Source organism: Roseibium sp. FZY0029 (assembly GCF_036350355.1).
GTDB lineage: Bacteria > Pseudomonadota > Alphaproteobacteria > Rhizobiales > Stappiaceae > Roseibium.
Map to the genome: position 1 here is coordinate 478117 of NZ_JAZDVZ010000003.1, position 14150 is coordinate 492266.

The window sequence follows — 14150 nt, forward strand, 5'->3', positions numbered from 1 at the left end:
TGGCCGGAAACGGTTCTACCCGGCGTTTGCGTCAGAGCAAGGCGAGGCCGGTCAGATCGTCCGTCGGATCCGGCGCTGACACAGGCTCGGTGCCGGCGATGTTCAGCTTGCGCAGCGGAGACTGTTGACCAGGCCCCTGGATGCCCTTGGACCGCCCATGGATTTCCTGACGCTCAAGGATTTCGCCGATATGGCGATACAGAATGGCGGGAGCTATGGGTTTGGCGACAAATCCATGGATGCCGATCTCGATGCCTTCCAGGATCGTCGCTCTCTTGGCATGAGCCGTCACGATCAGCACAGGCGTGGTGCTGATCACCAGATCCCGGTCGGAGCGCAGGATGCGAAGAAATTCGTTTCCACCAAAAGGGTTCATGACCCAGTCGCACAAGACAATGTCCGGCTTGCGGTCGACAACCATTTCCAGGGCTTCCGCACCGTCGGTGGCCTCATAGGCCGAGCGGATGCCAAAGCCCGTCAGGACCGAGCGGAGAATGGAGCGCATGTGGGGATTGTCTTCCGCAATCAGACAGGAAATCCTCGATAGATCCCACTTCTCACGCAACTCTCAGTCTCCCCACTTCACCCGTTTCCCTAACGGGAATGTATGCGCTGCGAGCGTTAAGCGAGACTTACCTTCGGGCATTTTCGCCCGGAAAAATGCGGAAAAAATGAGAAAGGGCGGCACTTGCCGCCCTTTCAATCAACTCTCCTAAGCGCCACGTTTCAGGCGTTTGCCACAAGCGGCTCGGCCTGACGACCGTCGCGTTCCTTCTTCAGGTTTTCCGCGATCAGGAACGCCAGCTCCAGCGCCTGATCCGCATTGAGGCGCGGGTCGCAATGGGTGTGGTAGCGATCGCCGAGCTGGTCTTCGGTCAGGGCGCGTGCCCCGCCCGTGCACTCGGTCACATTTCGGCCGGTCATCTCGATATGAACACCGCCTGCATGTGTGCCTTCGGCCCGGTGAACCGCGAAGAAGGCTTCCACTTCCTTGAGGATCCGGTCGAACGGCCGGGTCTTGTAGCCACCGGCGGAGATGGTGTTGCCATGCATCGGGTCACAGGACCAGACCACCGACTTGCCTTCCCGCTGAACAGCGCGAACGAGCTGCGGCAGGTGGTCGAACACCTTGTCGGCTCCGAAACGGGCGATCAGCGTCAGCCGGCCCGGTTCGTTTTCCGGGTTCAGGATGTCGATCAGCTCAAGCAGGCCATCCGGAGAAAGCGACGGACCGCACTTGAGTCCGATCGGGTTCTTGATGCCGCGGAAGAATTCCACGTGGGCATGATCCGGCTGACGCGTCCGGTCGCCGATCCAGATCATGTGGCCGGAGGTCGCATACCAGTCACCCGATGTGGAATCGACACGCGTCAGGGCTTCTTCATAGCCCAGCAACAGAGCTTCGTGGCTGGTGAAGAAATCTGTCGACCGCAGCTGAGGCACGCTGTCGGCGTTGATGCCGCAGGCCTTCATGAAGTTGAGGGATTCTGAAATCCGGTCGGCAAGTTCCTTGTAACGATGACCTTGCGGGCTGTCGGAAATGAAGCCGAGCATCCAGCGATGAACCTGGTCGAGGTTCGCAAACCCGCCCTGCGCAAACGCACGCAGAAGGTTCAGCGTTGCAGCGGACTGACGGTAAGCCATGGCCATGCGGCCCGGATCCGGGATACGGCTTTCCGGTGTGAAGTTGATGTCGTTGATGATGTCGCCGCGGTAGCTCGGCAGCTCGACATCGCCCTTCTTCTCGAAATTGGAAGAACGGGGCTTGGCGAACTGGCCTGCAATCCGGCCGACTTTCACGACCGGCTGGCTGGCAGCATAGGTCAGCACGACAGCCATTTGCAGGAAGACGCGGAAGAAGTCACGAATGTGGTCGGGATGGTGTTCGGCAAAGCTTTCGGCGCAGTCCCCACCCTGAAGCAGAAAACCGTTGCCCTGCGCGACATTTGCAAGCTGGCTCTTCAGCGCGCGCGCTTCACCTGCAAAAACCAGCGGCGGATAAGTCGACAGGCGCTGTTCAACATCCGCCAAAGCCTCTTGATCCGGGTATTCCGGCACCTGCAAGATCGGCTTCGATCTCCAGCTGTCCGGGCTCCACTTCTCCGCCATACTTCCTACTCCTCACTGGACCCGCGGGTAAATTTAGCACCCCTGATCGCGCGGTCCGCGACATTTTCGTTCGTCAGGGCCTGCCATTTCAAGGCAAACGTGCGGCCTTATACACTTCATGGGCCGCCAAGGCCACAGGTCAATCCTCCAAATTTGACGCAGTTTTCAGGATGATTTTCGCGTCCCTGCACCAGAAGCGAAAACCGCGCCTTTGAGACGGATCATTGCTGGTATGGTTCAGGGGCTGCATCGTGGGTGAAACCATAGAGGAAGACTTCATGCCGACACCTCGTCTGGAGCATAGTCACAGACCCGACGACATCGCGAACCGGCTCGCTTCAGGACCGAACGCCAGTTACCTCAGAGACTGGGTCTATGGCGGCATAGATGGCACCGTGACGACCTTTGCCATCGTCGCAGGCTCAATCGGTGCGGACCTTTCGGCAACGATCATCCTGATCCTGGGAGCTGCCAACCTGTTTGCCGATGGCTTTTCCATGGCGGCGGCCAACTACAGCGGCTCCAAGTCCGAAATCGAAGATTATGCCCGTCTGAAGGCCGTAGAAGAAAAGCACATCGCGGTGGCACCCGAAGGCGAACGAGAGGAAATCCGGCAGATATTTCATGCCAAAGGGTATGATGGACGCGATCTGGACACGCTGGTCGACCTGGTTTCTTCCAACAAGTCCATCTGGATCGAAACCATGATGCAGGCGGAATACGGTCTGACGGATTCAGCGCGGTTGCCGCTCAAGGCAGCTCTCTACACCTTTGCCGCCTTCGTTCTTTTCGGCTCAATCCCGCTGCTGCCGTTTGTCTTTCCGGTCCCCGCCAGTGCGGCAACTGCGACGGTTCTGACGATCCTTGCTTTTTTCACCATCGGCTCGCTGAGAGCGCGCTGGTCGCAGCGCCACTGGGTTTCCTGCGGACTGGAAACGACCGCAATCGGAACCTTTGCCGCCGGCATCGCCTTCGGTGTCGGCTACGGACTGCAGGCGCTGCTTGGCTGACGCCTTCCAGGCGGTTAGCCGACAGGTGGAAGATAGCGGACGCCGAGCGCTTTGACCTTGCTGTCGATCAGGTCAGCGAGTTCCGGATCCAGCATGATCTTGCGCGGATATTGCGGCCGCGCCCGGTCCGGCAACACCGGCACATGCCAGCCATCGGTTGTTTCCAGAAAATGATCGATCCCCGCCTCGCCCCAGAACCGGAAGAACCCGGCAAGAACGCAGTCCAGATAGCTTTGCAGAATGGGGTGCGTGTCTGTGCCCCATCGGCAGTGTTCGGGAGCTGCCCGGAAAAGAAACAGTTCGTCGGGCCCCGGCTGCATCGCCGCATCGCATCGAAACGCGTTGCCGACCGCTTCGACCTTCAGATAGCGTTTCTCACGAAGCTCCAGCTCCGCAAGGCGCGTCTTCGGTTCACGTGCCATCACACCCATGATGCGCATGCCTTCCTGCTCGCGAACCGTCAGCGCGCAACGTCCCTGGCCGTTCTCGCCCTCGCCGCATACCTTCCACTCCCGCACCCAGCCGTGAAGGACGCCAGGTGTCACTTCGACACCCGGGGGAATGGTGTCAACATTGACGAGGGAGCCATAACCAAAATAAGTGATCGTCATCTGGTGCTTGTCTGGTGCCTGGTTGTTTTTCTTATACTGTTCCCGAGGGTGTCATGAACGTTCCATCTCTTACCCAGCAGGATGTCGACCTCTTGAGGGACGATACTCCGGGTGTACGTCAGCTTATTCACTTTAACAATGCCGGAACGGGCCTCGCCCCAACCCCGGTTCTGGAGGCCGTCAAGCAGCACCTTGACCTTGAAGCCACCCTCGGCGGCTACGAGGCGGCAGCGGCTGCCAAGACCGCCATGGACACGTTTTATACCTCCGTTGCAGCGTTGATCTGCAGCAAACCACATGAGATTGCCTATGTCGAAAATGCCACCCGGGCCTGGGACATGGCCTTTTACGGGATCGACTTCCGGGAGGGAGATCGCGTCGTTACCGGACGCGCCGAATATGTCTCCAACTACGTCGCCCTGCTGCAGATGAAGCGGCGCAAGGGGATCGAGATCGACATTGTGGAGGATGATGCCTTCGGACAAATCGACCTCAAGGCCCTGAAGGCAGCCATTGGTCCGAAAACAAGGCTCATCGCGTTGACCCACATCCCGACGTTTTCCGGGCTGATCAACCCGGCTGAAGATGTTGGAGAGATCGCGCGGCAGACCGGTGTGCTCTACCTGCTGGACGCCTGTCAGTCCGCCGGGCAAATCCCGCTGAACGTCGACGATATCGGTTGCCACATGCTGTCCGGAACCGGCCGCAAATATCTGCGTGGCCCGCGTGGAACCGGTTTTCTCTACGTCAGCGACGCCGTTCTGGACCAGGTGGAACCACCGTTTGTGGATCTCCAGGCTGCCGAATGGATCGATGAGGATCGCTACGAACTCGTCCCCCACGCCCGACGGTTCGAGACCTGGGAACGCTACGTTGCCGGCCAGATCGGTCTCGGCGTTGGCGTCAGTTATGCCATCGGCTTTGGAATGGCGCGGCTGGGTAAACGGATCTGCGAACTCGGTGACCATTTGCGGTCGGAGCTGTCTGCTCGTCCCGAGGCGACCTTGCACGACAAGGGACAACGCAAGGGGGGCATCGTCACGTTTACATGGCAGGGTGAGACCCCGGAACAGACCAAACAAAGGCTCAGTCAGGCAGGGATCAACGTTTCAGTCAGCCAGGCCAGCTCATCGCGCATCGACCTGCCGCTGCGAGGTCTTGACGCTGTGGTGCGCGCTTCGGTTCATGCATTCAACTGCGAAGACGAAATTGAACGCTTTGTTAAGTGTCTCGGTAGTTTTCGTTAGGGAACGGCCTGAAAACAACCTTCCCCCCACCCGGTGTTAAAGTTCTTCCACTAGACAGCCCTCACATCCGGGAAAGAGGGGATGACTGTTCTTGTTCCAAATGACAAAAAAGACATCGGCTGCAGCGCCTCCGGGGATGGCGCCTCCACAAGCCGGCCGGCGGATCACTGTCTGGATCTACGGCTTTGCCGCTCTGCTGATTGTCCTGTCGACAGCCTCCCTCACCTTCATCGCCCAGATGGCCTGGGGCGAGGCCGACAGGCGCGCTCTTGAAGCCGAGCAACTGCATCTGACCCGCACCCTGAATGACATTCATCGGCAGGTCGCCCGGGATCAGATGACGGTGGCCCAGTGGGACAGGACTTTCAACGCCCTTCAGGCCCCGCTCGACCGCGCGTTCATCGAAGACGATCTGGTCGGCGACCTGTGGGAAGATTTCAATCTCGACCGGACATTTTTGGTGACACCGGACGGGACCTTGATCGCACAGGCAATCAAGGACGATGTTCTGTTTGAAAACAAGCCGCTGCAGTCCGGCAATCCGATCCGGAAACTTGCCGAACAGACCGCAGCCGTATTCCGGACACACAAGAACGGTTCGAACTCCCTTTTGGCGGATTGGTACATGCCTCAGTCCGCCCTTCTGGAAACGTCTCAAGCCGCCTTTGCCGTGATCGACGGAACCCGGGCGTTTGTCAGTGCCATACCGATCCTTCCCGACGAAGGTCAGGTCCGCCTTGAAGGCCCCTACCCGGCAATTCTGGTCAATGCCGTCTACATTGACGATGACTGGCTCAACGGGTTGAGAGATCAACTCGGCTACAGGGATTTCAGATTTTATCTCGGCGAACCTGAACGCAGGCACCCGACGAACTATCTGGTGCAGGCGGCGGACGGTTCCACATTCGGCTACTTCCGCTGGGACCATTCCAAACCCGGACGCGAAATCTGGATAATGGCCATGCCGCTGATCGTCCTGCTGGCTTCCTTCATCGCCATCGTGGCTTTCGCTCTGGCCACAAAGATCAGCCGCCTGTCGGCTACGCTGGAGGAGAGCGAACGAAAGAACCGGTATTTCGCACGGCACGATGCCCTGACGGGACTGGCGAACCGGCATCACTTCTCCGACTGTCTGGCCTTTTCGCTGGACGGCCTGCCGGATCGCGGTTTTGCGATTTTTGCCTGCGATCTCGACCGCTTCAAACCTGTGAACGACACCTACGGCCATGAAGCCGGAGACAGGGTCATCTGCACCGTCGCCGACCGGTTGAAAGTTCTGGTGGGCGAGAATGGTGTTGTCAGCCGCATTGGCGGAGACGAATTCCTTGTCCTTCTGACCCATCAAACGGACCGGGACGGTCTTGCCGCCCTGGCCGGGGACATCTGCCGGTCGATCGCCGAACCCATCGACATCGGCGGCGGGCATAAAGTCGGTATCGGTGTCAGCATCGGTATCGCCAGCGCGCCGGAGGCGGGTATGCGCGAGCAGGACCTCATACGTATGGCCGATATGGCGCTCTACCGGGCCAAGGAAACCGGCCGCAATGGGTTTGAATTCGCGGGCCCTCACAGCCTTGAAGCGGCCCAGATCCGCAAGCCGATAGCACAGCAAGCCTACGAGGCTTGACGCTGAAAGGCGCGCACTACAGCCTCAAATAACATTGTAATTAATACTATTACCAAGAAATCATCAGAGACAAATCCTCGTAAAAATTGAAAGATTTAATATTATTCCTCCCCATCCATGTATTCGTCATTACACTCACTTTACTCTTGGCTGTTAAAAATACAAGATAACGTAGGAAGACCCAATCGGGATCGCAACTTGACCGAGTTCCGGCGCAGATACAGCGACCAAAACGCGAAGATTCCCCGGCAGCATATTTCCAGGCTGGCATTTCTGCTTGCCGGTTTGCTGATTGCCGTGACTTCCGTTTCGCTGCTGTTCGTCGGCTATGTCGCCTCCCAAGCCTCCAGACAACAGGCGATTGCCAACGAAGAACGCCTGTTTCGCAGCGCCCTGGCTGATCACCTGCGCACCATTGTTCGCGAACAGATCGTCGTCGCCTCATCGGACCAGTCGGTGCACAAGCTCGTGCGCAATTTCGATCCTGCTTATGTCCGGAGCAGCTTCGACACCCTTTGGTCGACCTATCGCCACAGCAAGGTGATGCTGATATCCGGAGAAGGCGACGTTCTGGCAGAATCCTTTGCCGACTACACCCATGTCATCCGGCGCCCGATCTCCGAAACGCCGGAGCTTGAGGTCGTCCATGAAAAAATCAAGGCGCTTTACCTGCAGAACCGGGTGCGGGTGCCCGGCGGTTTCGGCCACAAATCCCTTCAAGGGGCAGACCCCGGCGAATACGCCGTCATGGGCTTTGTCCATATTGACGGCAAACCGGCCATCTTCGGTGCGATGCCGATCATTCCGGACGATTATCAGGAGACATTGCCGGATGGACCGCCGACGGTGCTGCTGTCGGCGCATTACGTCGATGCCTTTCTGCTCGGTCAGCTCAATGCGCAGCTGAATTTCGCGAATTTCGGATTTGACGCCGAGACTGGCACGACTGGAAGCGGCCCGCATCATATCGTCACCGGCCCAGACGGAGATCCGCTGGGAGTGTTTCGCTGGGACAGCCAGACGGTCGGGGAATCCCTCTGGCCAACCATCGTCCCTGTTATCGTGATCTTGAGCCTCGCTCTCGGCACCCTCGCCTTCGGCATTGCCTGGCGCATCGGCCAACTGACAACCTCGCTTCAGGCAAGCGAACACCAGAACCGATATCTGGCGCTGCATGACACCCTGACAGGGCTCGCAAACCGTTTGCAATTCAACCGCGTTCTGGAATCGTCGGTCAAGAACCTGCCGGACAAACCCTTTGCCGTTATTCACTGTGACCTGGACAAGTTCAAGGCAGTGAACGACACCTTTGGCCATTCGGCCGGAGATCTCGTCATCAAGGCCATGGCCGAACGCCTGACCACAGCGGTCGGCAAACCCGGCCTGGTCTGCCGCATCGGCGGTGACGAATTCATGGTGATTTATCGGGGCAGCGTTGCCCGGGAAGGCTTGAGCGATCTGTGCCAGGCACTGGTTGCTGCCGGTGAACTGCCCGTGCCGATCTCAAACGGTGAAATTGCGCAGATCGGACTGAGCGTCGGGATCGCGGTTGCCCCCAAGGACGGAAGCACGGCAGAACTGCTGGTCACCCGATCGGACGCAGCTCTCTACCAGTCTAAGAAACTGGGCCGGGGCCGGTATTGCTTTTACGCGGACGTCCAGGAAATGGAGGTCGGGCCGGATGGCGTCTTGCCCCTTACCAGCGACGTGCGACGACCGCGCGCTGCATCCGGTCCTGCGAAATAAAAACGCCGCGGGACACTCGCCCCGCGGGAGCTCTTTCCGACAGGCGAGATTACCCGCGCAGACGCTCGGTTGGTTCGCGCATGGTGACGAGTTCTTCCGCAGCTGTCGGATGAACGGCAATCGTCCTGTCGAAATCGGCCTTGGTCGCGCCCATCTGCAAGGTGACACCGAGGATCTGCGCCAGTTCACCTGCATCCGGCCCCATGATGTGAACGCCGAGAACCTTCTGCGTATCCGCGTCGACGATCATTTTCATGAGCATCTTCTCGTCCCGTCCGGACAAGGTGTGTTTCATCGGGCGGAAGCTGGACTTGTAGATGTCGAGATTGGGCGTGCGCTGCAGCGCTTCTTCCTGTGTGAGGCCGACAGTGCCCATCTCCGGCTGCGAGAATACCGCCGTGGCAATCAGGCTGTGATCGACGGTCCAGGGATTGTTGCCGAAAACGGTGTCGGCAAAGGCATGGCCTTCCCGGATCGCAACCGGCGTCAGGTTGGCCCGATTGGTTACATCACCAACGGCATAGATGGATTCAACGTTGGTACGGCTATCTGCCTCAACCTTGATGGCGCCCGAGCTGTCCATTTCGACACCGGCCTTTTCCAGGCCGAGGTCTGTGGTATGCGGATTGCGGCCGATGGCAAACATGATCTGCCCCGCTTCCAGCTTGAGCCCGCCACTGGTGTGACCGATCAAAGTGCCGTCAGACGACTTTTCGATTTTCGAGAAGGTATCGTTGAGCACCACCTTGATGCCCTTCTTTTCCATTTCCTGCCGCACCGCCGTGCGAAGTTCGCGGTCGAAACCACGCAGGATCTCCTCGCCGCGATAGATCAGCGTCGTGTCGACCCCGAGGCCATTGAATATGCCCGCAAACTCGACCGCAATATATCCGCCGCCGGCAACCACGATCTTGCTCGGCAGTTCTGCAAGGTGGAAGGCTTCGTTGGAGGTGATGACATGCTCGACGCCCGGCAGGTCCTTGTCGACATTCGGCGAAGCGCCGACCGCCACCAAAATGTATTTCGCAGTCAAGGTCTGTCCAGTGGAGAGCAGGCGCACGGTGTGGGCATCTTCAATTACCGCGCGGCTGTCATGGACTTCAACATCGGTCCGCTCGAGATTGCGCCGATAAATGCCCTCGAGGCGGGTGATTTCCTGATCCTTTGCCGCGACGAGCTTTTCCCAAGAAAACGCGCGTTCGCCGACCGTCCAGCCGAAGCCTTCCGCATCTTCGAATTCCTCGGAGAACTTGGAAGCATAGACAAACAGCTTCTTGGGAACGCAGCCGCGGATGACGCAGGTGCCACCGTAGCGGTACTCCTCGGCGATACCGACCCGGGCCCCGTGCGTCGCTGCAATTCTGGCAGCACGGACGCCGCCGGAGCCGCCGCCAATAACAAAAAGATCGTAATCGTAGTCGGTCATCTATGCCTCATCGTGATCAGAAGTCCGCCTGCCGCTCTCGGACAAAGTTTTGCCAGCCCCGCAGATAGGCAACGAAAGCCGCGGTACAAGTGTGCAAGCCTGCCTGGATAGGACACCCCGGCCCGGCAGGCCGAGGCTCGTCCCAAAAGAATTGGGCCGCTTGCGCGGCCCAACAGCCGGTCATGAAGCCGGCCTCACTTATTCGTGTGAAAAGCGTGTTCCCTGCCATTGGCATGGCCAATGGGGAACCTCTGCCCTCACTGAGCAGCGTTAAGCTTGGCCAGTTCTTCCTGAACCATGGTCACCATTTCGGTGGAGATCTTGTCCTGCCACTCACGGGCAGCACCAACGGAATACTGCGTGATGGTCGGGATCTTTTCGGTCAACTTCTGGCCGAGGTCGGTGCTGTAGAATTCAGCAAGCTGTTTCAGCTCTTCCTCGGTGAAGTTGTCGGCCCAGGCCTTGTAAACCAGATTGTTGAGCTCGACCCGCTTCGGAGCCAGCGTCAGCGCAACATTCTGCACGACTTCCGAGATCTCTTCTGCGCGAGTCGGTTCGGACTGGATGAAAGCGGTCCGGGTCTGTTCGGCAAGGATCGGCAGGATGTCGTCGAACGGCTCCAGAACCTTGGTCACAACGGCAACCTGTTTGGCTGCGGCAAGGTGGCTCTCGGAAACAGCTTCCTGTGCAGCCGCACCGGAGGCGACGAAACCCGCGGCCATCATGGCTGCGCCCAATACAGCTCCCCGCGGGAAAGATTTGATAAGCTTCATTTTTCTACTCCTAGGCGGCTTTCATCTTAGTCTGGAAAGCCAAATCCACACCACTTAGATGGGCAAGACGGTCTTTACCCCATCTGTGCCAGCCACGTAAGCTTTTGTTGCAAGTTCAATGAAGAGGCCGTGTTCGACAACCCCCGGAATGGCGACCAGCCGGTCGCCCAGGGTCCGGACCTCAGGTATGCTTTCAAGCTGCGCATCCAGGATGAAGTGCCCGCCGTCCGTGACGAAAGGCTCGGTCGATCCGCCGCGCAGTGCCAGGTTCTGCGGCAGGCCCAGGTCCTTGAACACTTTCAGGATAGCGCGCCGCGTTGCTTCGAGACCGAAAGGAACAACCTCGATCGGCAAGGGAAAGCGGCCAAGCGTGGCAACTTCCTTGCTACCATCCGCAATGACGATCATGCTGGCCGAAGCCGACGCGACAATCTTTTCGCGCAGCAATGCGCCCCCGCCGCCCTTGATGAGCGACAGATGGGGGTCCAGTTCATCGGCGCCATCAATCGTCAGATCCAGTTCCGGCAACTCGTCGAGAGTGGTCAGGCGAATGCCGAGGCTCGAGGCCAGTTCCCGAGTGCGCTCCGACGTCGGCACACCAATAACGTCCAGACCGTCTTGCACCCGGCGGGCAAGCGCGTGGACGAAAAACTCGGCAGTCGAACCGGTCCCAATTCCAAGACGCATTCCGGATGTAACATCGTCGGCAGCGCGTTCCGCCGCCAGTTTTTTGTACTGGTCGCTCATATACCGTTCCTAGGGCCAACCTGATGGGCGGAGAAGACTGTCAGATCATCTCCATCCGGCCGCCGGGTGCTTAACATGGCCGGTATCCGCCGGTCCAGTGACATTCCCCCTCTTCAACGGCTAAACGGCCAACCTCCGCCGATATCCGTGTTTTATTAACCATCATTTCAGATGAACAATAGATAATGCATTCAATTGTCTAGGGTGTGGAAAGCACAAAATCCGATGAACATTCTTCGACTTAAGCCACGGCAGAAATACGAATACAATAATTCAAACAAAGAGATACCTACCCCTGAGGAAACTGACAATGTTTCCGAAACCCAGACGGAAACACCGCTGGTAGCCAGCCAGATGAGCTTCGTTCTCGATAGTCTGGAAGATGATCTGCAGGTTGCGGCCAAGACCATCAACGCTGCGGCTGAAAAGGTTCAGGACCGGCTGATCAGTCAGATGGACAAGCTGGAAACCATCCGCAGCGACAGCCAGTCGCTTGCGGATCAGTCGGCCGTTGCCAATGAAAACGCTTCCGGCCTGGCGGCTTCCATTCAGGACCTGTCCAGTTCCAGCAGCGAAATCGGAGCACAGGTCGGTGTCTCCAATCAGCTGGCCCAGGAAGCGCGCGACGTTGCGGCCGAGGTCAACCAGGGTGTGTTGGAGCTCAAACACGCCATCGACGACATCGCAAATGTCGTCAGCCTGATTTCGGATATTGCCAAACAAACCAACCTGCTGGCCCTCAATGCCACCATCGAAGCGGCCCGTGCCGGAGAAGCCGGACGCGGATTTTCCGTCGTCGCCAACGAGGTGAAGGCACTTTCGGTGGAAACCCAATCGGCGACGGAACAGATCGTAGCCAATATCGACCGCCTCAATCAGTCTGCGGAACACAGTCTCGGATCGGTCAACCAGATCATCGAGGTCATTGGCAAGATCCGTCCGAGCTTCGCCGCCGTCGAGGATGCGGTTCAGACCCAGGTGGAAACCACAAGCAGAATTGGGGATCAGGCGCAGCAGACGGCAGACTTCGTTCAGGAAGTGTTGCGGACCGCGCGCACGATTACTGATTCTGCCGCCGAAGCAGAAGAAGGCGGCATGCTGGCGCGCGAAACCGGAGCGGAAATGAGCACGGCGTCCAAGGCGCTGCAATCCCGCTTCACCATGATGATCCGGCAGACGGAAATCGGCGACCGGCGCCAGCACGACCGGCTGCCGATCAAGCTGTCCGGAACAGTGACGGCAGGCGGGACGACAGCACGGATCGAGACCCATGATATCTCCGAAGGTGGCACGTTGTTCCGGCCGGAAGACGGCGCTAACCTGAAGCCGGGCATGAATGCACATCTGGATATTGCCGGCGTAGGCCAGGTGGACGTACGCATCGTCGCTGTTTCCGAACACGGTTGCCACGGCTGCTTTGTCAACAAGGACGAAGAGTTCCAGGCTGCGCTGGAGCGCAAGATTGCCGACATTCATGCCAGCCACGCCGTTGAAGTGGAACGCGTCCAGACAGGCGCTTCACGAATTGCCGCTGCGATGGAAGATCTCATCGCGCAGCGTCAGCTCAGCTTGGACGACCTGTTCGACACGAACTACCAACATATCGCCGGAACCAATCCGCCGCAGGTTTCCACGCGCGCACTCGGCCATCTTGAAAAGATCCTTCCCACGATCCAGGAAGAGATCCTCGGCAAGTCAGAGGGCATGGCCTTTTGCGCCTCGGTCGACCGCAACGGCTACCTGCCGGTGCACAATCTGATCTACTCCAAGCCTCAAAAACCGGACGATGTGGCCTGGAACACCGCCAATTGCCGGAACAAGCGGATCTTTGACGACCGCGCAGGCCTTAGCGCCGCACGCAACACACGCCCCTTCCTGATCCAGTCCTATGCCCGGGACATGGGCGGCGGCAATATCGTCTGGATGAAGGAGATCGATGCGCCGATCATCGTTCAGGGCCGACACTGGGGCGGGTTCCGCACCGCGTATAAACTCTAGAACAAGCCAGCCTCGCCGATCGCACCCTTGCAGTGGATCGGCGATACCGTTAGGCATTGAAGGTGCCCTGCATTTGGGCAAATGCAGGCCGTTCCCACATTTCCGGGCCGGCTGTCCTGCCCGCAGTCATGCGGGCCGGCATGAAAGCGTCAATGCTGTACCGTTCCTGCTTTTTCAGAGGGTCACATGTCCGTTCTGGTTTTCGATCTGGATGGCACGCTTGTGTCTTCCATGGAAGATCTCGTCGCCACCTTGAATGTTGTACTGACGTCCGCCGGGCATTCGGCCATTCCCCAGGACAACGTCGCCAACATGGTTGGTCTGGGCGCGAAGGTGCTGATCCAGCGCGGTCTGGAGTTCAACGGCATATCCTGGACAGACGAGACAGTCGCTCCGCTCTTCGCGCATTTTCTGGAACATTATGCCGCCAACATCGCCGTTCACACGCGGCCCTTCGACGGTGTTGTTACGGCGCTTGAAACCTTCCGGAAGGACGGATGGAAACTGGCGGTCTGCACCAACAAGGTCGAACGCCTGACGCATCCGCTTCTGGCAACGCTTGATCTTGCAAGGCATTTCGACGCGGTCGTCGGCGGCGATACCTTCCACGTCGCCAAACCTCATGCAGAACCCGTGCATGGTGCCATTCACCGGGCGGGTGGCCAGATCGGCGGCTCCATCATGATCGGGGACAGCGGCACTGATATCGACGCCGCACGCAACGCCGGTATTCCGGTGATCGCGGTCGATTTCGGATATACGACCGTTCCGGTCCGGGAGCTTTCTCCGGACCGGGTGATTTCGCATTTTGACGAGCTGGCGGGTGCCGTCGCGTCTCTCAAGTCCTGAGACCGAT

Annotated in this window: 12 protein-coding genes; 6 read left to right on the plus strand and 6 right to left on the minus strand. The window is 58.7% G+C overall.

What is annotated here, in order from left to right; translation table 11 throughout:
* Positions 1-31: 31 nt before the first annotated feature.
* Both V1T76_RS10550 and V1T76_RS10555 read right to left on the minus strand, forming a co-directional pair.
* Complete coding sequence (locus V1T76_RS10550) at positions 32-565, minus strand: response regulator (protein ID WP_330560618.1); 534 nt, start codon at positions 563-565, stop codon at positions 32-34.
* A gap of 161 nt (positions 566-726) precedes the next feature.
* A complete protein-coding gene (locus V1T76_RS10555; protein ID WP_330560619.1) occupies positions 727-2109 on the minus strand; it encodes a class II 3-deoxy-7-phosphoheptulonate synthase in 1383 nt (460 codons plus the stop codon).
* 251 nt (positions 2110-2360) lie between these two features.
* On the opposite strand from V1T76_RS10555, the gene V1T76_RS10560 reads away from it, so the two are divergent.
* Entirely contained in the window at positions 2361-3119 is a 759-nt protein-coding gene (locus V1T76_RS10560; protein WP_330560620.1) for a VIT1/CCC1 transporter family protein, read from the plus strand.
* A gap of 14 nt (positions 3120-3133) precedes the next feature.
* Here the strand turns inward: V1T76_RS10560 and V1T76_RS10565 are convergent, their stop codons facing one another.
* A complete protein-coding gene (locus tag V1T76_RS10565; protein ID WP_330560621.1) occupies positions 3134-3730 on the minus strand; it encodes a gamma-glutamylcyclotransferase in 597 nt (198 codons plus the stop codon).
* Positions 3731-3783: 53 nt separating this feature from the next.
* On the opposite strand from V1T76_RS10565, the gene V1T76_RS10570 reads away from it, so the two are divergent.
* The 3 genes from V1T76_RS10570 to V1T76_RS10580 all read left to right on the plus strand — a co-directional run bounded on the left by V1T76_RS10570 (position 3784) and on the right by V1T76_RS10580 (position 8350).
* Positions 3784-4977 carry an aminotransferase class V-fold PLP-dependent enzyme gene (locus V1T76_RS10570; RefSeq protein ID WP_330560622.1) on the plus strand — a complete coding sequence of 398 codons (1194 nt, stop codon included), beginning with the start codon at positions 3784-3786 and terminating at the stop codon, positions 4975-4977.
* 136 nt (positions 4978-5113) lie between these two features.
* Entirely contained in the window at positions 5114-6604 is a 1491-nt protein-coding gene (locus V1T76_RS10575) for a sensor domain-containing diguanylate cyclase (RefSeq protein WP_330560623.1), read from the plus strand.
* A 198-nt stretch (positions 6605-6802) separates the two neighbouring features.
* On the plus strand, positions 6803-8350 hold the full coding sequence (locus tag V1T76_RS10580) for a sensor domain-containing diguanylate cyclase (RefSeq protein ID WP_330560624.1): 1548 nt from the start codon (positions 6803-6805) through the stop codon (positions 8348-8350).
* Positions 8351-8399: 49 nt separating this feature from the next.
* Here V1T76_RS10580 and gor read toward each other — a convergent pair whose 3' ends face one another.
* The 3 genes from gor to rpiA all read right to left on the minus strand — a co-directional run bounded on the left by gor (position 8400) and on the right by rpiA (position 11296).
* Positions 8400-9776, minus strand: a complete 1377-nt coding sequence (gene gor, locus V1T76_RS10585) for a glutathione-disulfide reductase (RefSeq protein WP_330560625.1) — start codon at positions 9774-9776, stop codon at positions 8400-8402.
* Positions 9777-10033: 257 nt separating this feature from the next.
* Entirely contained in the window at positions 10034-10549 is a 516-nt protein-coding gene (locus V1T76_RS10590) for a DUF2059 domain-containing protein (RefSeq protein ID WP_040438797.1), read from the minus strand.
* Positions 10550-10603: 54 nt separating this feature from the next.
* Positions 10604-11296 (minus strand): ribose-5-phosphate isomerase RpiA, encoded by a 693-nt coding sequence (rpiA, locus tag V1T76_RS10595; protein WP_330560626.1) that lies wholly within the window; start codon positions 11294-11296, stop codon positions 10604-10606.
* Between the two features lie 354 nt (positions 11297-11650).
* Here rpiA and V1T76_RS10600 point away from each other — a divergent pair, with 354 nt between their 5' ends.
* Together V1T76_RS10600 and V1T76_RS10605 are read left to right on the plus strand one after the other, a co-directional pair.
* Positions 11651-13294: a methyl-accepting chemotaxis protein gene (locus V1T76_RS10600; RefSeq protein ID WP_330560627.1), complete on the plus strand. Its 1644-nt coding sequence runs from the start codon at positions 11651-11653 to the stop codon at positions 13292-13294.
* 186 nt (positions 13295-13480) lie between these two features.
* Positions 13481-14143 carry an HAD hydrolase-like protein gene (locus V1T76_RS10605; protein ID WP_330560628.1) on the plus strand — a complete coding sequence of 221 codons (663 nt, stop codon included), beginning with the start codon at positions 13481-13483 and terminating at the stop codon, positions 14141-14143.
* Positions 14144-14150: the final 7 nt, after the last annotated feature.